The following is a 21,549-nucleotide window of genomic DNA, read 5'->3' as shown; positions in this document are numbered from 1 at the left end:
CTTGCATCATGGCGCTTTCGCTCAAGCCGCTCGACCAGCAACGCATCGTCATCACCGGCGCCTCGAGCGGCATCGGCCTCGCCACAGCCAAGATGGCGGCCGCAGGCGGCGCATCGGTGGTGCTCGTTGCCCGCAACGAGGAGGCGCTGCGCGAGATCGCCGGTGAGATTGCGAATGACGGCAAGGCGATCTTCGTCGCCGCCGACATGGCCGACGACGACGCCCCCGCACGGATCGGCGAGGAAGCGCGCCGGGCCTTCGGCGGCTTCGACACCTGGGTCAACGATGCCGCGGTGACCCTCTACGCGAGGCTCCGGGACACCCGCATCGAGGAGCACCGGCGCGTGTTCGAAGTCGGCTATTTCGGCTTCGTGAAAGCGTCGCTCTACGCGGCCGAGCAGCTCCGCAGCACCGGCGGCGCAATCATCAACGTCGGCTCCGTGCTGTCGGAGCGGGCTGTGCCCGTGCAAGGCGCCTATTCGGCGATGAAGCATGCGGTGAAGGGCTTCACCGATACGCTGCGCATGGAGCTGGAGATGGAGGAGGCGCCGATCTCCGTCACCCTCATCAAGCCGACCTCGATCGACACGCCCTATCCGGAGCATGCCCGCAACAAGATGGATGAGCCGGCGCGGGTGCCGCCGGTCGTCTACGATCCCCGCCTCGTGGCCGAGGCGATCCTGTTCGCGGCCTCGCACCCGAAGCGCGAGCTGACCGTCGGCGGCGGCGGCTTCATGGTCACAGCCGGCGACATGATGGCGCGCACCGCCGACAAGGTGATGGAGACCTTCTTCGGCGAGAGCGGCCAGTCCACCACGCAGCCGCCGGAGCCCGGCACCGAGGACAATCTGTTCGAGCCGCGCAAGGACGGCCGGATCGACTCCAATCAGGACCAATATGTCCGCCGCACCAGCATGACGCTGAAGGCGCAGATGCATCCGGTCGCCACCGCCGCGATCATCGGCGGCGCGGCTGCGGCCGCCGCCGGCGCCTTCTTCGGCCCACGCGCGCTCGCCGCTCGCAAGCGCGAGGGGAAGCCCCTGAACTCGGTGATGGAGACGGCGATCACCGCCTGCGATCTCGCCGCCGCGCAGGCGCTGTCGGAGCCGACGACGCTGGCCGCCTCCCGGGCGCTGTCGGAGCCGACGACGCCGGTGGAACCGTCGATCAGGGTGCGCTGATCAGCGCTTGGCCTCCAGCGGGCGCAGCACGTCGGCCGCGAATTGGTCCGCCTGGCGAGAGAAAACGAGCAGATTGACGGCGAGATTGCCGCGGAGGATGCCATAGTCCGCGGTGAGGTAGCGCTGCAGCGCCGGCCGGCCGTCGGGCGCGATATAAGCTTTGGCAAAGGCATAACGCTGGTTGAAGCCGTCAATTGCCTGTGCGGTGCGCTCAGCCGGCGAATTGGCGATCGGGGTCCAGTAGGATTGGATGCTCAGCGCCTTGCAGCCGCTCTCCCCTTCGCACGCGTTCATCATGAGGACGGCCTTGCGATTGTTTGCGAAGCTGACGAGCAGCTCCGGCTTGGCCGCGCTGCCGGAGCGCTGGTAGCGCGCCCCGATTGCGCTCAGCACCGGCTCCAGCGTGGCGAAGCTGAAGGCAGGTAGGACCTGCGTGTTTTCCGGCGCCTTGGGATTCCAGCGCACGGCCGGAGCGGCGGCGTTGGACGCCAGAATCAGCATGGCTAGCGCAGCGCCTGTCACGCGCGACTCCTCAGGTTCGAAAGATCAGGATGCCGGAAAGCCCCCCGGCGACGACCCGCCTAACCTGCCCGGACCGGCTTTCCTAGGGTCAGCGCGGCAACAGAGCGTAATCCACCCACACCTTGACGCGCGTGCTGATCTCGCCCGGCTCGATCGGGGCCCTCGACATTCGGCTGCCGGTGACGACGATCACGTTGCGCTCGTCTTCATCGAAGCTGCCGCGCTGGCTGACGCGAAGCACGCGGCTCACGCGCATTCCGAGCGCGTCTGCATAGGCGCTCGCTTCGGCCTGCGCATTGGTGACGGCGTCCCTGCGCGCCCGGTCCTGCGCAGGCTTGGGATCGGAATGGGAGAAGTCCGGTCCCCTCACCTGATTTGCGCCTGCTGCGAAGAGCGCGCCGACGACATCGCCTGCGCGGCCGACGTCGCGGAGGCGCAACTCGACCTCGTTCGTGGCGACGTAGCCGGTGATGCGGGGCCGGCGTCCCTCCATTTCGGCTCGGCCATCCTCGCCCGGGTTGAAGCGGGGCGTCACCGACAGGCCGACGGTGCGCACGTCGGCCGGCTGCACGCCGCTCGCGCGCGCCGCCTCGATCAGCCGCGTGGCGAGCGCATTGTTCGTCTGAAGCGCCTCTCGCGCCGTACCGCCGGCAGTCACCGCGCCGGCGACGATCGTGACGACGTCCGGACGGGAGCGGTCCTCGCCTTGCGCCTCGACCTTGAGCAGGACCTCGCCCGGCCGCAGCTCAATCTGGACCGCCTGGGCGCCCGCCGCCGTCGCTGCGCCCACACCTGCGACCGCAAGCGCGGCCGCGATTACCAACCGCACTGGCGGCCGCGATTCTGCTGTTCCAGCCAAGTCTGGAGCGGGCGAAAATACTCGATCATCGCCTCACCCGATATCTCACGGCTGCCGGTGAACGCTTCGAGCGCATCCGGCCAAGGACGCGAGGCGCCCATCGCCAGCATCGCATTCAGCCGCTGGCCGACTTCCTTGTTGCCGTAGAAGGAGCAGCGGTGGAGCGGGCCGGTCCAGCCCGCCTGCTCGCAGGCTGCCTTGTAGAATTGGAACTGCAAGATGCGAGCGAGGAAGTAGCGCGTGTAGGGCGTGTTGCCAGGGATGTGGAACTTGGCGCCCGGGTCGAAATTGGCCTCGCTCCGCTCCACCGGCGGGGTGATACCCTGATATTGCCGGCGCAGGTCGTTCCACGACTGGTTGTAATTGGCCGGCGTGATCTCGCCGTTGAACACGCCCCAGCGCCAGCGGTCGACCAGCAGGCCGAACGGCAGGAAAGCGACCTTGTCCATGGCTTGGCGAAGCAGCAGGCCAACATCCTTGCTCGCCGCCGGCACCTTCGAGCGCTCGAGCAGCCCCGTCTGCACCAGATATTCCGGCGTGACGGAGAGCGCGATCATGTCTCCGATCGCCTCGTGAAAACCGTCGTTGGCGCTGTCGAGATAGAGGAAGGGCTGATCGTTATAGGCGCGCTGGTAGTAATTGTGGCCGAGCTCGTGGTGGACGGTGACGAAGTCGTCCGCATTGACCTTGGTGCACATCTTGATGCGCAGGTCCTCGACATTGTCGACGTCCCACGCCGAGGCGTGGCAGACGACCTCGCGATCCTCCGGCTTGGTGATCATCGAGCGGGTCCAGAAGGTTTCCGGCAGCGGCTCGAAACCCAGCGAGCTGAAGAAACTCTCGCCGGTGCGGACGATCTTCTCGGGCGTGTACTGCTTCTGCTTGAGGAGATCGGTGAGGTTGTAGCCGATGTCGCCGGCTCCGGCCGGTGCGACGATGGAGTAGATGTTGCCCCATTCCTGGGCCCACATATTGCCGAGCAGGTCGGCGCGGATCGGGCCGCTCTCGGGCTGGACCGCATCGCCATACTCCTTGTTGAGCTCGGCGCGAGTGAAGCAGTGGAGCTGGTCGTAGAGCGGCTTCACCTGGGTCCAGAGCTTATCCGTGAGCGCGGCGAACTCGTCCGGCGGCATGTCATATTTGGACCGCCAGAGGGCCCCGACATCGGCATAGCCGAGCTCCTTGGCGCCCGCATTCGCGATCTCGACCATGCGGGTATAATCGTTCCGCATCGGCGCACCGACATTGGTGTGCCAGCTCGTCCACATCTCCTTCAGTTCGGCCGGGTTGCGATTGGTCCCCATCGCCGCCTCGATGTCGCTGCCGCTGATCGGCTGGCCGCGAAGTGTGCCCTTGCCCTTGCCGTACATGGACTGGAGGCGGGTGGTGATCTGGCTGAGCTCGGCCGCGGCGCCTTCCGTGGTGGGCGCCGGCAGAACGAGGCCGCCGCGCAGCATGTCGAGCTTGCGCTTGGTGTCGTAGCTGAGCCCCGGAACCTCTGCGAACCGGGCCGCCTTGCTGGCGAAACGGACGCGCATCTCGGTGCCGATCGCGCCGAAATGGGCGGCGAGCGCATCCGTATCCTCGGTGATGTAGGTGGCGTTCACCCAGTCGGCGCGCGACTGGAGGACGGAGAAGTCCGCAAGCTCCTTCTCGGCGCGGGCGACGAAGGCGTCTGCCTCGGCCGCGGTCGGAGCGGCGCTCGTTGCCGTCGACGTCGTCATCGCAGCGTCGGAGGCAGACGCCATTTGCGGCTCCGCGGCGGCGGTCGCGCAGCCGGCGAGTAGGGTGGCGAGGGCAAGCAGGGACACGGTGGCTTTCATTATCGGCATCCTCGGTCGGTCTGGTTGGCCATAAGGCGGCAGCTGAATCGAAGCTGGTCAGGCGCTTAGGAAATCCGCGATGGCCTTGCCAAGTTCCGGCTTCGTGACGGCGCTCATATGATTTCCCGGCACTTCGACGTAGCTTCCCTCCGGGAGCAGCTCGGCGAGCGCCTCGGCTGGGCCGTTATCCTGATCCTCCGCGCCCGAGAGGATTAGGGTCGGCATCGCAATCGAGCGCAACTCCTCCTCGGTCGAATCGACGAAGCTGCCGAGCAGCGGCAGCATTGCCTTGGCATCCCCGCCCGTGGTCTTGAGGAAGGCCTCAGCCAACCATTCGGGCGACCCGCGCTCGTGAGTGCCCATCCCGGTCAGGATCTTGCGAAAATGAGAGGATCTGCGGCCGGTGTCGAGCATGCCGCGCAAGCCCATGCCGCTGACGATCAGCCGCCGCGGCCTGGCGCCAAGGATCGCCATTCGCGCCGAGGTGCGCCCGCCGAGCGAGTAGCCTCCGAGATCATATTCGGTGAGGCCGAGATGCGCGATCAGCTCGAGCCCGTCCCGGGCGAGCACGTCCGGCGGATAAGCGGCCGGGTCGTGCGGTGTTGCGCTGGCCCCGTGACCCCGCAGGTCCGGCATGATGACGCGAAAGCCACCTCCGGCAATCTCGTCAGCATGGCCGAAGCGGATCCAGTTCGTCTCGGCATTGGAGAAGAGGCCGTGGAGGAGCACGACCGGTCTTCCCTGCCCCAGCTCGTACCAGACGAGCTCCTCGCCATCGGAGGCGGTGAAGCGATGCTCAGTCGGGGACTTTGCCAACGGCCTTGATCCATCTGTCGGCGAGCGGCTGGTAGTCGGCCGTCTTATATTCCGGCAGCCCCTCGGTGTTGAGCCAGGCGCGGTGCAGGCTCTCGGCGCCGAAATGGTGCTTGGGCTGGAAAGGCGACGGATCGTCGAACGAGCCGACGATCAGGTCCATATTCTCGCTGTCCGGAAATTCGAAGGTGAGCGAGGTCCCGCATGTGGAGCAGAAGCCCCGACGCGCGATCGGCGAGGATGTATAATAATCGGGCTCACGCTCCCAGCGAACCTTCGCCTTCTTCACGTTCTTCATCGCCAGGCTGACATTGCCGCTCGCCCGCTGGCACATCCGGCAATGGCAGAGATAGGCCTCGTCATTCTCGATCGCGACGCTGTAGCGGATCTTCCCGCACATGCATCCGCCAGTGACGTCGGCCATTGCGCCTGCTCCTAAGCCGCCTTCTGGAGGTGCTTCCGGCCGAGCAGTTCGGCGATCTGCACCGCGTTGAGGGCGGCACCCTTACGCAGGTTGTCGGAGACGCACCAGAGCGACAGGCCGTTGTCGACGGTCGGATCCTCCCGGACGCGGCTGACATAGGTCGCATATTCACCGACGGCTTCGACCGGGGTCACGTAGCCGCCATCTTCCTGCTTATCGACGAGCATCACGCCCGGCGCCTCGCGCAGGATCCTGCGGGCGTCCTTGGCCGAGATCTCGTTCTCGAACTCGATGTTGATCGCCTCGCTATGGCCGACGAAGACGGGGACGCGAACGCAGGTGGCAGTCACCTTGATCTTGGGGTCGAGGATCTTCTTGGTCTCGACCACCATCTTCCATTCCTCCTTGGTCGATCCGTCGTCGAGGAAGGCGTCAATATGGGGAATGACGTTAAAGGCGATCTGCTTCGTGAACTTGACCGGCTCGGACTGGTCGCCGACGAAAATGTTGCGGCTCTGCTCGAACAGCTCGTCCATCCCGGCCTTCCCCGCGCCGGAAACCGACTGGTAGGTCGCAACCACCACCCGCTTGATCTTCGCGAAATCGTGCAGCGGCTTGAGCGCCACCACCATCTGCGCGGTCGAGCAGTTCGGGTTGGCAATGATGTTGCGCTTGCGATAGCCGGCGATCGCCTCCGGGTTCACCTCCGGCACGATCAGCGGCACGTCCGGGTCCATGCGGTAGAGCGAGCTATTGTCGATCACCGTGCAGCCCGAAGCGGCCGCCTTCGGCGCATAGGCTTTCGACACGTCCGATCCGGCCGCGAACAGCGCCATGTCCCAGCCGGCGAAATCGAAATGTTCGATGTTGCGGACCTTCAGCTCCTCGCCGCTGTCGCCGAAGTCGATGATGTCGCCGGTCGAGCGGGGGCTGGCGACCGCGGCCACCTCCGCAAGCGGGAATTGGCGCTCGCCGAGGATGTTCAGCATTTCGCGCCCGACATTGCCGGTCGCGCCGACCACGACCACCCGATACGCCATCTTGAAAAACTCCGCTGGAGACCGGCCTCCACTTAGGCGCGGAGGGCCGCTTTGCAACCTAGCAGAGCGGGTCGCCGACCAGGTCCTTCGCCTTGGCGGCATCCTCGCGGGCATTGCCCACCTTGTCGAACCGGGCCGCGGTGAGCCGCGCCTGGGCACCGCAATAATAAGCGCAACCGTCAGGCACGCTGTCCGGCAGAAGAATGCTCGCACCGCTGAGCCGCGCCTCGATCGTGCAGGATTCGTCACCAGTCATTTGCAGCCGCAATGTGTCGCCCTCGCGCAACGCGGTGCCGCTGCCCGAGCAGCTATGCTGGTTCGCACCCCAGAGGACGAGGCCGAAGCGTGGCTGCTCGCCCTCATTCTCAACCATGCAGAGCTGGTTCTTGCGAGAGACGTCGCCGCCTTCGTAGAGCCCGGTCAGGCTGCCGATCTCGCCCGGGCGGACCGGGGCGCTTGCCGACTTGCCGCCGGCGGGAGCCAGGGCGTTCCCGTCCGACTGCTCGTCTCCGCCGGAGCAGCCGCCGAGAACCAGGAGCGCGATCAGGAGCTTCTTCATTTCAGGGGCTTTGCCAGCCAGCCGCCATTCAGACAAGCGCCGCTAAGGCACGGCTCATTCCGTTAAACCACATCAATTTGTGACGGTGGGAAGACAAGCCCGCGGGGCCTTCCTATATGCCGCGCATTCGGGGGCGAGGAATCAAGCACAACATGCTGACCACCAATCCTTTCGATGACGACAAGCTGCGCGAGGAGTGCGGCGTGTTCGGCATCTGGGGCGCAGACACTGCCTCCGCCATCGCAGCGCTCGGGCTCCACGCCCTCCAGCACAGGGGCCAGGAGGCCGCGGGCATCACGAGCTGGGACGGCCGCGCCTTCCACAGCCACCGCGCAATGGGTCATGTCGCCGGCAATTTCGACCGCGACGACATCATCCGACAGCTCGCCGGCCGCAGCGCGATCGGCCATGTCCGCTATTCGACGACTGGGGAGACGGCGCTGCGGAACGTGCAGCCGCTCTTCGCGGAACTGTCGTCCGGCGGCTTCGCAGTCGCTCATAACGGCAACATCTCCAACGCGATGAAGCTGCGGCGCGACCTCAACCGCCGCGGGTCGATCTTCCAGTCGACCTCCGACACCGAAGTCATCATCCACCTTGTCGCGACGTCCACCTATCGCACTCTCCTCGACCGCTTTATCGACGCGCTGAAGCAGGTCGAGGGCGCCTATTCCCTGATCTGCCTGACCAGCGAAGGCATGATCGCGTGTCGCGACCCGCTCGGCATCCGCCCGCTGGTCATGGGCCGGCTCGGCGACGCCTATATCTTCGCGTCCGAGACCGTTGCGCTGGACGTGGTCGGAGCAACCTACATTCGCTCCGTCGAGCCTGGCGAGTTGATCATCGTCTCGACCCGCGGAGTGACGTCTCATCGGCCGTTCGCGCCGGTGCAGCCGCGCCCCTGCATTTTCGAGCACGTCTATTTCGCGCGTCCGGACAGCATCGTCGACGGCTCCTCGGTCTACACGGTGCGCAAGCGGATCGGCGCGGAGCTGGCGATCGAGAATCCGGTCGATGCCGATTATGTGGTGCCGGTGCCGGATTCCGGCGTGCCGTCCGCGATCGGCTATGCCCAGCAATCGGGCATTCCGTTCGAGCTTGGCATCATCCGGTCGCATTATGTCGGCCGCACCTTCATTCAGCCGAGCGACCAAGTCCGCCATCTCGGCGTCAAGCTGAAGCACAATGCCAACAGCGCCCTCATCTCGGGCAAGCGGCTGGTGCTGATCGACGATTCGATCGTCCGCGGCACCACGTCCCTGAAGATCGTGCAGATGCTGCGCGATGCCGGCGCCCGCGAGGTCCATATGCGGATCGCTAGCCCGCCGACGCGGCACAGCTGCTTCTACGGCGTCGACACGCCCGAGCGCGCGAAGCTGCTCGCCGCGCAGATGAACGTCGCCGAGATGAACGACTACATCAAGGCGGACAGCCTCGCCTTCCTGTCGATCGACGGCCTCTATCGCGCGCTCGGCGAGGAGCTGCGCGACGAGACGGCGCCGCAGCATTGCGATGCCTGCTTTACCGGCCAGTATCCGACCCGCCTCACCGATCATGAAGAGCATGAGTCGGTCGACCAGCTCGCCCTCCTCGCCGAACGCTACGCCTGATGGCCGGAGCGTTTGAGGGGCAGCTGGCGCTGGTGACCGGCGCCAGCCGGGGGATCGGCGCGGCGACGGCCGAGGCGCTGGGGCGCGAGGGCGCGCATGTGGTGATCACCGCACGCACGGCAGCCGGGCTCGAGGAGGTGGAGGAACGCATTCACCGGGCCGGCGGCAACGCCACCATCGCGCCGCTCGACCTCATCGATGGCGATAGCATCGCTCGCCTCGCCGCCGCCGTTTCCGAACGCTGGCAGAAGCTCGACATCCTGGTGCTGAACGCGGCCATGCTCGGCTCGCTGACGCCTGTGCCCGCGATCGACGGCAAGGAATTGGGCAAGGTCCTCACCCTGAACCTGGTGGCGCAACAGGCGCTGATCGCCGCCTTCGACCCGCTGCTCCGCAAGAGCGAAGCCGCACGATTGCTGGCGGTCACCTCCAGCGTCGGCCGCCAGCCCCGCGCCTTCTGGGGCGCGTACGGCGCCTCCAAGGCCGCGCTGGAGACTCTGGTGCTGAGCTATGGCGAGGAAGTGAAGAACCTCGGCGGGCCCAAGGTTGCGATCGTCGATCCTGGCGCGACCGCCACCCAGATGCGCGCCCGCGCCTACCCCGGCGAGGACCCTTCGACGCTGAAGTCGCCTGCCGCCGTAGCGGAGGCAATCACGAAGCTGCTGCAAAACGACTTTGAGACCGGGCGCCGGATCGAGGTGCGTTAGGTCCTCACCAGAGTCACCTGCGCCACGTCGATGCCGCGCCCGCGGAAGCCGCCTTCGCAATACATGAGATAGTAACGCCAGAGGGCGTGGAAGCGCGGGTCGAAACCGGGAGGCAGCCTTCCTTCCTCCACCGCCGTGTCGTAGCGCTCGCGCCAGCGCTTCAACGTCTCCGCGTAATCGAGACCGAAGCCCCTGCGGTCGCGCCAGCTCAGCCCGGCAAGCTCAGCCGCCGCCTGGAAGCGAGGCTCGCTGATCAGCATGCCGCCCGGAAAGACATAGGTCTGGATGAAATCGGCGCTGGCTGCATAGGCGTCGAACAGCTCTTCCCGGATCGAGATGAGCTGAAGCGCGGCGCGGCCGCCGGGCTTCAGGACCCGCGCTATCGTTTGGAGGTAGGACGGCCAGTAATCCTGCCCGACCGCCTCGACCATCTCGATGCTGGCAACCGCATCGAACAGACCCTCGACGTCGCGATAGTCGGTGAGCTCGATGCTGACCCGGTCCGAGAGACCCGATGCCCGCACTCGCTCCTCGGCATATGCCTTCTGCTCGGCCGACAGCGTGAGACCGGTGACGTGCACGCCGTAATCCCGCGCCGCCATCTCGGCGAGCGAGCCCCAGCCGCAGCCGATCTCGAGGAGGCGCTGTCCCGGTTTCAGGTCGAGCCGGTCGAGCAAGGCCCGGAGCTTGCGCTCCTGCGCGGCCTGCAGCGGCTCGTCGCCGCTTGCGAACATGGCGCTCGAATAGGTCATGCCGGGATCGAGCCAGGCGCGGTAGAAGTCGTTTCCCAGGTCATAATGGAAGGCGATGTTCGCCCGCGCGCGGGCCTTGCTGTTGCGGCGGAAGAGGTGCGCAGCGCGGTTGACGCTGCGCCAGATGCCTTTCGCCCGAGCTACTTCGCCCAGGCTTTCACCATTGCGCATGAAGAGATCGAACAACGGCACCGGATCCGGGCTCGACCATTCGCCGAGCGCCCAGGACTTGTACCAGCCGACCGATCCGGAAGTGATCAGGCGCACAAGCGCGCGCCAGCTGTGCAAGGCGACGATCGGCATAGGCCCCGGCGCACGGCCGCCGAGAATGCGGTGCGAGCCATCCGGCAGGGTCGCATCGATCCCGCCCTCCAGCAGCCCCGCGTCGATCCGGTCGAGAATGCGGTGGAAGCCGCCGCCGAACAGGCGCGCGGCGAGGCCGCCTCCGGTCGCAAAGGCGCGATCGGCGGAAACGAGATGACGGCCTCGGCTCTGCTGGTTCACGCGATGCTAGATATGGGGCATGAAGCCGGAGGCAAGCTCCGAACGATGGTCCGCGCTCACTTGCCCGCACGCGCTTGCTCTTCCTTGGCCCAGCTTCGCTTCAGATCGTTAATGAACCACGCGGCCAGCTTGCCACGATCTGCCGCGGACAAATCCTTGAAAGTCGCAATGAGTCCGTCGATCTCATCTTCTTCGCGACGAGCAAGGGCATCCAGCTCCGCGCCTCGCGCTGCCGCGAGCGCGGCTTGATCGATCGTGCTTTGAGCGAGCACGGAGAGGAGCCTTTGCCGAGCAAGGTCGCTCTCGACGGGAGTCGACCCACAGAACAGGTCCAAGCGCTCTTGTTCTACCATGCGGGCGAGCGCTTCCTTTCCCGCCTCGGAAAGACCGGCCATTTCGCCGATCCCGCGATAGAGATTCCTCGCTACCTCTATCGCCTTGAGAGACAGTGCCGAGCAGCTTTGAGGTGCCGGAGCTCCCACTGTCTGGGCGGTGGGAGCGAGCACCATCAGGATCATCATATCGCGTGCGGTTCCTTCTCGACCAGCCAGCTCTGGCCCTTGCCGACCAGCTTCTGGAGGTCCGGAACCTTGCCGGCGCTGGCCTGCGCATTCTGCTCGACGACCGCGCTCTCAAAGGTCGGCGCCGGGTCCTCGTAGATGACGCCGAGCGCCATCGGGAAGGCGCCGAACGGCATGTCGATCAGCATGTGGGCGATCATCTTGTTGGCCGGGTGGTGGACGATCACGTCGGCCGCGCGCCAGTCGCCGTCGATCACGTCCACCACCTTCACGCTCAGCGACTCCCGGTCGAGCGTCAGGCCCTTGGTGCCGTTCGCGAACAGCATCGGCTCGCCTTCCTTCAGCCAGAGCTGCTTGTCGGCATTCTCCTTTGCAGTGAAGGGGGCGAAGACATCGTCATTATAGACGATGCAATTCTGGAAGATCTCGATGAACGCGGCGCCCTTGTGACGGTGCGCGGCCTTGAGGACGTCCGGCAGATATTTGTTCACGTCGATACCGCGGGCGACGAAGCGGGCGCCGGAGCCCAATGCGAAAGCCGACGGGCTGGCCGGGCGGTCGACCGACCCGAACGGTGTCGAAGGCGAGCGCGTGCCGACCCGCGAGGTGGGAGAATATTGGCCCTTCGTAAGGCCATAGATCTCGTTGTTGAAAAGCAGGATCTGGCAGTCGAGATTGCGGCGCAGCACGTGCATCGTATGATTTCCGCCGATTGACAGCGCGTCTCCGTCGCCGGTGATGATCCAGACGCTGAGCTCGGGATTGGCGAGCTTGATCCCGGTCGCGAAGGTCGGTGCGCGGCCGTGGATCGTGTGAAAGCCGTAGGTCTCCATGTAGTAGGGGAAGCGGCTCGAGCAGCCGATGCCGGAGACGAACACCGTGTCCTCGGGGCGGACCCCCAGTTCGGGCATCGTGCGCTGCACGGCCTTCAGCACGGCATAGTCGCCGCAGCCGGGGCACCAGCGCACCTCCTGGTCGGTCGCGAAATCCTTCGCGGTGAGCTTGGTCATTTCATTCATCGGCTCAGATCCAGCCCCAGAGGTAGAAGATGGCCGCCAGCACGGCGATCAGGAGAAGTAGCATCGGCAATATGCGAGGCGCGTTCATCCCAGCGCCTCCTCAATCGCCGCCTCGATCTCCGCGATCTTGAACGGCTGGCCGGACACTTTGAGCACCGGCCGCGCGTCGACGAGATACTGGTCGCGCAGCACGGTCTTGAGCTGCCCGTTGTTCATCTCGGGCACGATCACGCGCTCGTAACCCCTCAGCAACTCACCCAGATTGCTGGGCATCGGCCAGATGTGGCGGAGGTGGATGTGGCTGACATCCAGGCCGCGGTTGCGGGCGCGGCGGACTGCCTGGTGGATCGGGCCGAAGGTCGAGCCCCAGCCGACGACGGCCAGTCTGCCTCCGTGGGTGCCGAGCGTCACTTCCTGCTCCGGGATGCTGTCCTGAACGCCGCGCACCTTCTCGGCGCGGATATCGGTCATCGCCTGGTGGTTGGCAGGCGCATAGTCGATATGGCCGGTGCCGACATTCTTCTCGATGCCGCCGATCCGGTGCGTGAGGCCCGGCGTCCCCGGCTTGATCCAGACGCGGGCGAGCTTTTCGTCCCTCGCATAAGGGTTTACAGCCTCGCCTTCAGCCGGCGCCTGATCGTGGAAGCGGACCGGGAACGGCGCATAGCCCGACATGTCGGGCACCTTCCACGGCTCCGCCGCATTGGCGATATAGCCGTCGGTCAGCAGCATGACCGGCGTCATATATTGGGTGGCGATGCGGCAGGCCTCGATCGCGCAGTCGAAGGCGTCGGCAGGCGACCGCGCAGCAATGACCGGCATCGGCGCGTCGCCGTTGCGGCCGTAGACCGCCTGGTAGAGGTCCGACTGCTCAGTCTTGGTCGGCAGGCCGGTGGACGGGCCGCCGCGCTGCGAGTTGACGATGACGAGCGGCAGCTCGGTCATAATCGCCAGCCCCATCGCCTCCGCCTTGAGCGCAATGCCCGGGCCGGACGAGGAAGTGACGCCGAGTGACCCGGCGAAGCTCGCGCCGATCGCCGAGCCGATCGCGGCGATCTCGTCCTCCGCCTGGAAGGTGGTGACGTCATATTCCTTGAGCCGCGACAGATGGTGGAGGATCGCGGAGGCCGGCGTGATCGGATAGCCGCCGAAGAACATCTTGAGGCCGGCCAGTTGCGCTCCCGCGACGAGGCCGAGCGAGATCGCCTCGGCGCCGGTCACGGTGCGGTAGAGGCCGGGCGCGGCCGGCGCCGGCTCGATATGATGCTGATGGATCTGCCCGCCGATCTCCGCCGTTTCGCCATAGGCATGGCCGGCGTTCAGCGCCGCGATATTGGCTTCGGCCAGCTCCGGCGCCTTGGCGAACTTGGTCTTGAGCCAGTCCTCGATGGGTGCGCGGTCGCGGTCGAACATCCAGAGCGCCAGCCCCAGCGTCCACATATTCTTGCAGCGCAAAGCTTCCTTGTTGCCGAGCCCGAACGGCTTCACCGATTCCAGCGTCAGCTGGCTGATGTTGAGCGGCATCACCTGCCAGCGGCTGAGAGACTCGTTCTCCAGGGGATTGGCTTCATAGCCGGCCTTGGCGAGATTGCGGGCCCCGAACTCGCCGGTGTCGGCGATGATCAGGCCGCCGGGCTTCAGCGCCTCGACATTGGTCCTGAGCGCCGCCGGGTTCATCGCGATCAGCACGTCCGGCGCGTCGCCCGCCGTTTCGATCGCCGAGGAGCCGAAGTTGATCTGGAAGGCGGAGACGCCGAAGGTCGTGCCCTGCGGCGCCCGGATCTCCGCTGGGAAATCAGGGAAGGTAGCGAGATCGTTGCCGGCCAGCGCAGTTGAAAGCGTGAACTGGCCGCCGGTCAGCTGCATGCCGTCGCCGCTATCGCCGGCGAAGCGGACGACGACCGCCTCGAGCGGCGCGCGCGAGGCCGATTCTTCGGGTGTAACCAGATGTGTGGCGGTCGCCATTAATGACTATCCTGCTGTTTCGCGCCCCTTCTAGGCGCTGGAGCCGGCTTCCCCAAGGTAGGAATTGCTGGCCTCCGGGGCAATCCGGCAGAGGCCGACACCGATGCCAAAGTGAGGATGGAACGCACGTGCCGGAGGGCGATCTCCATGCCGTCGGAGCCATAGCCGCCGCCCGGCGTGCTGGCGAGGCCAATGCCGCGCTCGCGCGCCAGCCCCGCGACGAAGCGGTCGCGCGCATCCAGCCCCTGCTGGGTGAGGGCGAGCCGGCCCAGACGGTCGCCCGCATAGGGGTCGACGCCGGCCTGAAGGAGGATGAGTTCGGGACCGAAGCTGTCGACCAGCGGCACGAGCGTGTCCTGCAGCCTCTCCAGATAGGCCTCGTCGCCGGTTCCGTCGGCGAGCGGCACATCCAGGGTGGAGCGCGCCTTGCGGGCGGGGAAGTTCTTCTCGGCATGGATGGAATAGGTCGCGATACCGGGTCGTCCGGCGGTGAGGGCGGCGGTGCCATCGCCCTGGTGAACGTCGCAATCGACGATGAGCAGCCGCTCGACCCGCCCCTCCTCAACCAGCCGGACCGCGGCCACGGCGAGATCGTTGAACACGCAGTAACCGGCGCCGGTATCGGCTAGCGCGTGATGGCTGCCGCCCGCGCTGTTCGCCGCGAAGCCCCGCTCCATCGCCAGCAAGGCGGCCCGATATGTCCCGCCCGGCACCCGCACCGCGCGACGCGCGACGAAGTCGTCGACCGCGAAGCCGATCCGCCGCTCCTTGGCCGGCGGCACCCGCGCCTCGACCACCTCCGTGACATAGGCGGGATCGTGCACTGCCTCGAGCCAGGCGCGCGGCATCTCTTCCGGCTCGATCCAGTCGATCGCCTGCCCGCTCGCCAGCAGAACGTCGCGGATGAGGCCGTTCTTATTCCACTGATAGCGGCTGCCGACGCGGGCGGGCGCGACATAGTCGGAATGATGGACGACCGGGATCACCGCCCCTAATTAGAGCGCCGCCGCGGCCGACGCCATGGCGCCACGGGAGAGCCAGGTGAGTTCAGTCTTCGTCCGACCGGACGTCCGTATCTTCCTCGATTATCTGAACAAGCTCCCGGGTCCGAAAAGCCATGAAGTCGGTCCCGCCGAGGCGCGGATCATGATGCAGAAGTCGCGCCACGTGGCGGACGCGCCGGTGGGCGAGCTGGCAGTGATCCGCGACCTCGTTTGCGATGGGCCGGGGGGCGCGATCCCCCTCCGCCTCTACGATGCGCGGGCGAGCCGGGAGCCGGGCCCGGCGCTCGTCTTTTTCCACGGCGGCGGGTTCGTGCTCGGTGACCTCGAGACCCACGAGCCCTTCTGCGCCGAGATTGCGAGGCAGCTCGACATGCCGGTGGTGGCGGTTGACTACCGGCTCGCGCCGGAGCATCCCTGGCCCGCCGGCGTCGAGGATGCGATCGTCGCCGCGCGCTGGGTGGCCTCCAGCCCGGAGGCGCTCGGCCGCCAGGTGACGGGGCTCGTCCTCGCCGGCGACAGCGCCGGCGGGAATTTCGCGATCGTTGCATCCCTGTCGCTGCGGGACGAGCCGGCGGCTGTTCCGGTGCTCGCGCAATGGCCGATCTACCCCGCGGCGGATCCGGCGAAAGGCTATCCCTCCTACGAGGATTTCGGCGAAGGCTATCTGCTGACCCACGAAGGCATGCGCTGGTTCGACGATTGCTACCGCCCGGACCGCAACGACTGGCGCTACTCGCCACTGCTGAAGAGCCAGGAAGGCCTGCCCCCCACCCTCGTCCTCACCGCCAGCCTCGATCCGATCCGCGACCAGGGCCGCGCTTATGCCGCCGCCACGACCCAGGCCGGCGTCCCCACCATCTTCATCGAGGCGCGCGGCAACATCCACGGCTTCATCAACCTGCGAAAGGCGATCCCCTCCTCCAACCAGGACATCGCCCGCTGCGTAGAGGCGCTGAAGCTGCTGCTGGAGGATCAGCCGACGTCATGACGGAAAAGGACGCCCTCCCCTATCGCCCCGCCGCCGGCGTGATGCTCCTCAACCGCGAGGGCAAGGTGTTCGTCGCCCAGCGCCTGGATAGCACGCTTGAGGCCTGGCAGATGCCGCAGGGCGGCCTCGATGAAGGCGAAGAGCCCCTGAGGGGCGCCCTTCGCGAGCTGGAAGAGGAGACCGGCATCCGCGAGCAGCATGTCGAGGTGATCGCCCGCTGCCCGGTCGAGCTCCGTTACGATCTGCCCGACGATCTCGTCGGCAAGCTCTGGAAAGGCAAATGGCGGGGCCAGCGCCAGAGCTGGTTCCTCTGCCGCTTCACCGGCACCGACGCCGACATCGACATCGAGACCGAGCATCCCGAGTTCCGCGCCTGGAAATGGGCGGACCCTCGGGAGCTCCCGGCGATGATCGTGCCGTTCAAGAAGAAGCTCTACGAGGACGTGCTGGAGGCGTTCTCGGACTGGCTTTAGCTGACCCGGACCTCCGCTTTCGACCCTTGCAGACATTCGCCTGAGGGCCGCTAAGGGCCAATACTAGACGTTGAGGCTAATGGGGATCCCGGCCGAAAGTCGACACCGACGAAAGGGGATCACGACAGCGAGCTACTGCTTAGTCCACTATGATCGAGGAGAAAGGGTAAAGCTGATTGGCCGCTGCATGCTGGTGCCCCCGCTCTGGACCGACGAAGCATTGATGAAGAGCGTCTCGCCAAGCTTGGTCTGGCCGGCACTCGCATGGACGTGGCCGAAGCAGTGAACCCTCGGCGAGATACGTTCCAACTCCCTGGCCAAATCCGGGCAGCCAAAAGAAACTCCTCGGCTCGACTTATCGAGAATGCCCTTCGGCGGTGAGTGAGTGACCAGAATATCAATGCCCGCCGGTACGCGCGACCAGGCATTCGCCAACCCCACTCGATCCTTGTGGAACGCGTGAGTGGGCAAGCCGGGCAGCCAGGGAGCTCCATAGATTGTCAGCCCTCGATATTGCAGCGCTTCATCTTCGAGGTAGCAAGCGTTCCGAAACGGCTGCGAATTTCTGGCTCTTGCCTGCTCCAATATGTGATCGTGGTTTCCGCCTGTGCAGACAATCTTGTCGAAGGGTTGTTTACCGAACCAGCTATCCAACTTCCTGAGCTCGGATGGCTTTCGCCGAGATAGGTCGAACATATCTCCGCAATGTATCAGCAGGTCTCCTCCTGAAAGGCGGAGGCTTTCATGCATCAGGTGAGTGTCGCTAATCACCGTTACATGGGTTTCTTTTGCATGCGGAAGATGCTGCTCCGGTCGGGCTGCTGCGAACCTCATACTCCAACCGAAAAATCGCATCTTGTATGTCCCGTAAGCGCCAGCCCGTCCGACTGCAGCTAAACCCTTGTTGACAACGATACCTCGCCGACGAGCGGGACATCGTAGTGAGCCACCTCCGAACGTCCGCTACCCGGCTCGATCGGGCGAGAACAGACTGTTGGCAAACGGTCACCGCAAAACCTAGCCACGAAAGCCTGTTCATCAAACGGTGAACATCCGCTTCAATCCATTGCGGTCATCGACCCCCGAGCGGCTTTCCTACAGGAGGCGACCTGTGCTGCTGTGCACCGGATGACTCCGGCCCAACCTCGATCGCCGCATCTCCACAGGCTAGTTGGTGCCAACCGGACAGGTCCTGACAGCAAGCCCTGGCATGTGTCAGGTGTGTCAGGTTTAGCCATCAACTTACGCTCCGGAACCCCGTGTGGCGCTCGGGCGAATCGTCGGCTAAGGCGCCTCTCATGCAGGGGGTAACTGCCGAGGAACGGGCCGTACTGGAACGCGCGGCGGACGAGCCGATGCTGGATCAGGTGCAGGCCTGGGCCGCCATCAACAGCGGCTCGCGCAACCTTTCCGGCCTTGCCGAGATGGCGCGCATCTATGCGGACGCGTTCGCCGCCCTGCCGGGGGATCTCAGGCTGCTCGACCCGGCGGGGGTCGAGGCGATGGAGGCGAACGGGTCGCTGACGCCGCTCGGGCACGGGCAGAACCTGCACCTGCGCGCCCGTCCAGAAGCGCCGGTGCAGATGCTTTTCACCGGCCACATGGACACGGTCTACGGCGCCGACCACCCGTTTCAGACGCTTGCCTGGCGAGAGGATGGCATCCTCGGCGGCCCCGGCGTCGCAGACATGAAGGGCGGCATCGCAGTCATGCTCGCCGCGCTGAAGGCGGTGGAAACGTCACCGGCGGCGGCGCGGATCGGCTACGAAGTGGTCATCAACAGCGACGAGGAGGTCGGCTCGCCCGGCTCGGCCGCGCTGATCGCCGAAGCGGCGCGGGGCAAGCGCGCCGCCCTCACTTACGAACCCGCCGCACTGCCCGACGGCACGCTGGCAGGCGGACGGCCCGGCAGCGGTAATTTCTCGATATTCATCGAAGGGCGCAGCGCCCATGCCGGCCGGAACCCTGAAGACGGCCGCAACGCGATCGTCGCCGCGGCAGACCTGACGCTGAGGCTCGCCAAGGCCAAGGGCCCGCGGCTTTCGGTCAACCCTGCCCGGATCGAAGGCGGCAGCCCCAACAATGTTGTGCCCGACGGCGCCGTGCTGCGCGTCAACATGCGGCCGGCGACGCTGGAAGACCAGCAGCGCGGCCAGGCACAGCTCGACGCCGCCGTCGCCATGGTCGCGGCGGAGCATGACGTGCGGATCCATGTCCATGGCGGCTTCGCCCGCCCGCCCAAGCCGATCGATGCGGAAGCTCAGAAATTGTTCGAACTGGTGCGGCGCTGCGGCGCCGTCCTCGGACAGTCGATCGAGTGGCGCCCAAGCGGCGGCGTCTGCGACGGCAACAACATCGCGGCCTGCGGCGTGCCCGTGGTCGACACGATGGGCGTCCGCGGCGGCGCCATCCATTCGAGCGACGAATATCTGATCGTCGACAGTCTCGCCGAACGCGCCCAGCTCTCCGCCCTCACCATCCTCCGTCTTGCTTCGGGAACCTCGTTGTGAACTTCCGCGTCCGCCCGGCCCGCAACGAAGACTTCGAGGCAGTCTACGAGATGGCCAAGCTGACCGGCGGCGGCTTCACCAACCTGCCGCCCGATCGCGGCGCGCTGGTCGAAAAGCTGATCCGCTCGGAAAAGGCGTTCGAGGCCGAAGCCGGCGAGCCGAGCGACGAACTGTTCCTGATGGTGCTGGAGAATGTCGACACCGGGCAGATCCGCGGCACCTGCCAGATCTTCGGGATGGTCGGCGTCAACGCCCCCTTCTACAGCTACCGGATCAGCACGCTTACCCAGACGTCGAAGGCGCTCGGCAAGACGTTCCGCAATGAAATGCTGACTTTGACGACCGACCTAGAGGGTTCGTCGGAAGTGGGAGGTCTGTTCCTGCACCCCGGCGAGCGCGCGGGCGGTCTGGGCCTGCTGCTCGCCCGCAGCCGCTATCTCTTCATCAAGCAGCACCGCCAGCGCTTCGGCCGGCGCGTGCTGGCGGAGCTTCGCGGCGTCATCGACGAATCCGGCGGCTCGCCTTTCTGGGACTCGATCGCCGGGCGCTTCTTCGGCATGGACTTCCAGAAGGCCGACGAATTCAACGCCATGCACGGCACCCAGTTCATCGCCGACCTGATGCCCAAGACCCCGATCTACACCGCGATGCTGCCGGAGAGCGCCCGCCATGTGATGGGCTCGCCCCACCCGTCCGGCCGCGCCGCGATGAAGATGCTGGAGCGCGAAGGCTTCCACTACGATTGCTATGTCGACATCTTCGACGGCGGGCCGACCATGATCGCCGCCACGGACCAGATCCGGACTATCAGGGAGGCGCGGGAATATGTGCTGGCGGAGGTGACTGACGAGACGGACTCGGGCCAGCATGCGATGCTCGCCGCAGGAACGCTGAAAAGCTTCGCGGCGACCTATGGCTATCTGCAGGTCGACCCCGACGGCACCGCCTCGCTGGACCGGCAGAGCGCGGCGGCGATGGCACTGAACCCCGGCGACCGCTTCCTGGCGATGGGCCGATAATGGAGCTCGAGGAAATCAACTTCGACGGAATCATTGGTCCGACGCATAATTATGCAGGGCTGAGCCTCGGCAACCTCGCGTCCGCCACCAACGCCCTCAACATCTCGCATCCGCGCGACGCGGCGCTGCAGGGCATCGAGAAGATGCGGCACAACATCGCTCTCGGACTTCAGCAGGGTTTCTTCCTCCCCCTTCCCCGTCCGAACCACGAATGGCTGGGCGATCTCGGCACCACCGTCAGCGACGTCCCGGACACGTTGAGGCCTGCCGCTTTCTCGGCCTCGGCAATGTGGGCGGCCAACGCGGCCACCGTCTCGCCGGCGCCGGACTGCGCCGACGGCCGCTGTCACCTGACTGTGGCGAACCTGCGCACCATGCCGCACCGCAGCCATGAATGGCCGGACACGCATACCCAGCTTCGCCTCGCCTTCGGCAATGCCGATCATTTCCGCGTCCATCGCCCCGTGCCTCCGGCTTTCGGCGACGAGGGCGCGGCCAACCACATGCGCATCGCGCCCTCGCACGGCGCGCGGGGCGTGGAGGTCTTCGTCTACGGCAAGAGTGGCGGCCCCTTCCCCGCCCGCCAGCATGTCGAGGCCAGCCGCGCCGTCGCCCGCTTCCATCAGCTCGATCCCGACCGCATCCTCTTCGCCGCCCAGGCTGAGGAAGCGATCGCCGCCGGCGCCTTCCACAACGACGTGGTAGCTGTCGCTAACGAGAATGTGCTCTTCGCCCATGAGAAGGCGTTCGCGGACCGCGCCGAGCTCTACACGGCCCTGCGGCGGCTCGTGCCGGAGGTCGAGATCGTCGAGGTGCCGGCGAGCGCGGTCAGCCTGGAGGATGCGGTCAGGAGCTACCTCTTCAACGCGCAGCTCGTCACGCTGCCGGAAGGGGGCATGGGCCTGATCCTGCCCGAGGAGGCGCGCGAGACGCCCTCCGTCTGGCGCTATCTCGAAGCGCTGGTCGCCGGCAACGGCCCGATCCGGGAGCTGTTCGTGGTCGACGTTCGCCAGTCCATGGCCAATGGCGGCGGACCCGCCTGCCTCCGGCTTCGCGTCGTCGCCGATCCCGCGGCGGTCGATCCGCGCTTCCTCGCCGACGAGGAAAAGCTCGACCTCATCTCCGAGGTTATCGCGGAGCAGTGGCCGGAGCGGATCGCGCCGGAGGATCTCCTCGATTCGCAGCTCTGCGAGCAGGTCGAGGAAGCGCGCGAGCTGCTGCTCGACAGGCTCGACCTCGGCGAGCTGGTCTAGGCC

At 66.1% G+C, this 21,549-nt stretch carries 21 protein-coding genes; 8 read left to right on the top strand and 13 right to left on the bottom strand.

The annotated features are described in order from the left end of the window. Positions 1-8: 8 nt before the first annotated feature. Positions 9-1,181, top strand: coding sequence for an SDR family oxidoreductase (locus AC5JBD_RS11515; RefSeq protein WP_495721935.1), 1,173 nt, complete (start codon positions 9-11; stop codon positions 1,179-1,181). Here AC5JBD_RS11515 and AC5JBD_RS11510 read toward each other — a convergent pair whose 3' ends face one another. The 7 genes from AC5JBD_RS11510 to AC5JBD_RS11480 all read right to left on the bottom strand — a co-directional run bounded on the left by AC5JBD_RS11510 (position 1,182) and on the right by AC5JBD_RS11480 (position 7,221). Beyond that, a complete protein-coding gene (locus AC5JBD_RS11510; RefSeq protein WP_495721934.1) occupies positions 1,182-1,682 on the bottom strand; it encodes a YbjN domain-containing protein in 501 nt (166 codons plus the stop codon). It abuts the gene before it with no gap. Positions 1,683-1,791: 109 nt separating this feature from the next. Beyond that, on the bottom strand, positions 1,792-2,532 hold the full coding sequence (locus AC5JBD_RS11505) for an SIMPL domain-containing protein (RefSeq protein ID WP_495721933.1): 741 nt from the start codon (positions 2,530-2,532) through the stop codon (positions 1,792-1,794). Further along, a complete protein-coding gene (locus AC5JBD_RS11500; RefSeq protein WP_495721932.1) occupies positions 2,520-4,385 on the bottom strand; it encodes a M2 family metallopeptidase in 1,866 nt (621 codons plus the stop codon). Before AC5JBD_RS11500 ends, AC5JBD_RS11505 begins: the two co-directional genes overlap by 13 nt. A 57-nt stretch (positions 4,386-4,442) precedes the next feature. Next, positions 4,443-5,201 (bottom strand): alpha/beta fold hydrolase, encoded by a 759-nt coding sequence (locus AC5JBD_RS11495; RefSeq protein WP_495721931.1) that lies wholly within the window; start codon positions 5,199-5,201, stop codon positions 4,443-4,445. Next, entirely contained in the window at positions 5,182-5,622 is a 441-nt protein-coding gene (locus tag AC5JBD_RS11490; protein WP_495721930.1) for a GFA family protein, read from the bottom strand. The genes AC5JBD_RS11495 and AC5JBD_RS11490 overlap by 20 nt, the downstream gene beginning before the upstream one ends. Positions 5,623-5,633: 11 nt before the next feature. Then, positions 5,634-6,662, bottom strand: coding sequence for an aspartate-semialdehyde dehydrogenase (locus AC5JBD_RS11485; RefSeq protein WP_495721929.1), 1,029 nt, complete (start codon positions 6,660-6,662; stop codon positions 5,634-5,636). A gap of 58 nt (positions 6,663-6,720) precedes the next feature. Continuing rightward, a complete protein-coding gene (locus AC5JBD_RS11480; RefSeq protein WP_495721928.1) occupies positions 6,721-7,221 on the bottom strand; it encodes a hypothetical protein in 501 nt (166 codons plus the stop codon). Positions 7,222-7,373: 152 nt separating this feature from the next. On the opposite strand from AC5JBD_RS11480, the gene purF reads away from it, so the two are divergent. Together purF and AC5JBD_RS11470 are read left to right on the top strand one after the other, a co-directional pair. Then, positions 7,374-8,831 (top strand): amidophosphoribosyltransferase, encoded by a 1,458-nt coding sequence (gene purF, locus AC5JBD_RS11475; RefSeq protein ID WP_495721927.1) that lies wholly within the window; start codon positions 7,374-7,376, stop codon positions 8,829-8,831. Further along, positions 8,831-9,538, top strand: a complete 708-nt coding sequence (locus AC5JBD_RS11470; RefSeq protein ID WP_495721926.1) for an SDR family NAD(P)-dependent oxidoreductase — start codon at positions 8,831-8,833, stop codon at positions 9,536-9,538. The genes purF and AC5JBD_RS11470 overlap by 1 nt, the downstream gene beginning before the upstream one ends. Here the strand turns inward: AC5JBD_RS11470 and AC5JBD_RS11465 are convergent. The 5 genes from AC5JBD_RS11465 to AC5JBD_RS11445 all read right to left on the bottom strand — a co-directional run bounded on the left by AC5JBD_RS11465 (position 9,535) and on the right by AC5JBD_RS11445 (position 15,285). Next, the gene (locus tag AC5JBD_RS11465) at positions 9,535-10,794 is read right to left on the bottom strand and encodes a class I SAM-dependent methyltransferase (RefSeq protein ID WP_495721925.1); all 1,260 of its coding nucleotides are present in this window, start codon (positions 10,792-10,794) and stop codon (positions 9,535-9,537) included. The genes AC5JBD_RS11470 and AC5JBD_RS11465 overlap by 4 nt on opposite strands. 56 nt (positions 10,795-10,850) lie before the next feature. Beyond that, the gene (locus AC5JBD_RS11460; RefSeq protein ID WP_495721924.1) at positions 10,851-11,315 is read right to left on the bottom strand and encodes a hypothetical protein; all 465 of its coding nucleotides are present in this window, start codon (positions 11,313-11,315) and stop codon (positions 10,851-10,853) included. Beyond that, positions 11,312-12,334 carry a 2-oxoacid:ferredoxin oxidoreductase subunit beta gene (locus AC5JBD_RS11455; protein ID WP_495721923.1) on the bottom strand — a complete coding sequence of 341 codons (1,023 nt, stop codon included), beginning with the start codon at positions 12,332-12,334 and terminating at the stop codon, positions 11,312-11,314. The genes AC5JBD_RS11460 and AC5JBD_RS11455 overlap by 4 nt, the downstream gene beginning before the upstream one ends. 84 nt (positions 12,335-12,418) lie before the next feature. Further along, positions 12,419-14,299 (bottom strand): 2-oxoacid:acceptor oxidoreductase subunit alpha, encoded by a 1,881-nt coding sequence (locus AC5JBD_RS11450; protein ID WP_495721922.1) that lies wholly within the window; start codon positions 14,297-14,299, stop codon positions 12,419-12,421. Then, complete coding sequence (locus AC5JBD_RS11445; RefSeq protein ID WP_495721921.1) at positions 14,299-15,285, bottom strand: histone deacetylase family protein; 987 nt, start codon at positions 15,283-15,285, stop codon at positions 14,299-14,301. Before AC5JBD_RS11445 ends, AC5JBD_RS11450 begins: the two co-directional genes overlap by 1 nt. A gap of 55 nt (positions 15,286-15,340) precedes the next feature. Between AC5JBD_RS11445 and AC5JBD_RS11440 the strand changes: the two genes are divergently transcribed. Further along, the gene (locus AC5JBD_RS11440) at positions 15,341-16,291 is read left to right on the top strand and encodes an alpha/beta hydrolase (RefSeq protein WP_495721920.1); all 951 of its coding nucleotides are present in this window, start codon (positions 15,341-15,343) and stop codon (positions 16,289-16,291) included. After that, a complete protein-coding gene (locus AC5JBD_RS11435; protein WP_495721919.1) occupies positions 16,288-16,764 on the top strand; it encodes an RNA pyrophosphohydrolase in 477 nt (158 codons plus the stop codon). Before AC5JBD_RS11440 ends, AC5JBD_RS11435 begins: the two co-directional genes overlap by 4 nt. A gap of 147 nt (positions 16,765-16,911) precedes the next feature. On the opposite strand, the gene AC5JBD_RS11430 is transcribed toward AC5JBD_RS11435, so the two are convergent. Then, entirely contained in the window at positions 16,912-17,598 is a 687-nt protein-coding gene (locus tag AC5JBD_RS11430) for a metallophosphatase domain-containing protein (protein ID WP_495721918.1), read from the bottom strand. A gap of 464 nt (positions 17,599-18,062) precedes the next feature. Between AC5JBD_RS11430 and AC5JBD_RS11425 the strand changes: the two genes are divergently transcribed. Genes AC5JBD_RS11425 through AC5JBD_RS11415 form a run of 3 tightly spaced genes read left to right on the top strand, consistent with a single transcriptional unit; the run spans position 18,063 to position 21,546 of the window. Continuing rightward, on the top strand, positions 18,063-19,274 hold the full coding sequence (locus tag AC5JBD_RS11425) for a hydrolase (protein WP_495721917.1): 1,212 nt from the start codon (positions 18,063-18,065) through the stop codon (positions 19,272-19,274). Beyond that, entirely contained in the window at positions 19,271-20,293 is a 1,023-nt protein-coding gene (locus AC5JBD_RS11420) for an arginine N-succinyltransferase (protein ID WP_495721916.1), read from the top strand. Before AC5JBD_RS11425 ends, AC5JBD_RS11420 begins: the two co-directional genes overlap by 4 nt. After that, positions 20,293-21,546, top strand: coding sequence for an N-succinylarginine dihydrolase (locus AC5JBD_RS11415; RefSeq protein WP_495721915.1), 1,254 nt, complete (start codon positions 20,293-20,295; stop codon positions 21,544-21,546). The genes AC5JBD_RS11420 and AC5JBD_RS11415 overlap by 1 nt, the downstream gene beginning before the upstream one ends. Positions 21,547-21,549 lie beyond the last annotated feature (3 nt).

Source organism: Allosphingosinicella sp., from assembly GCF_059502505.1.
Note: the sequence above shows the minus strand (reverse complement) of the source record. Positions and strands in the feature narration are given on the sequence as shown.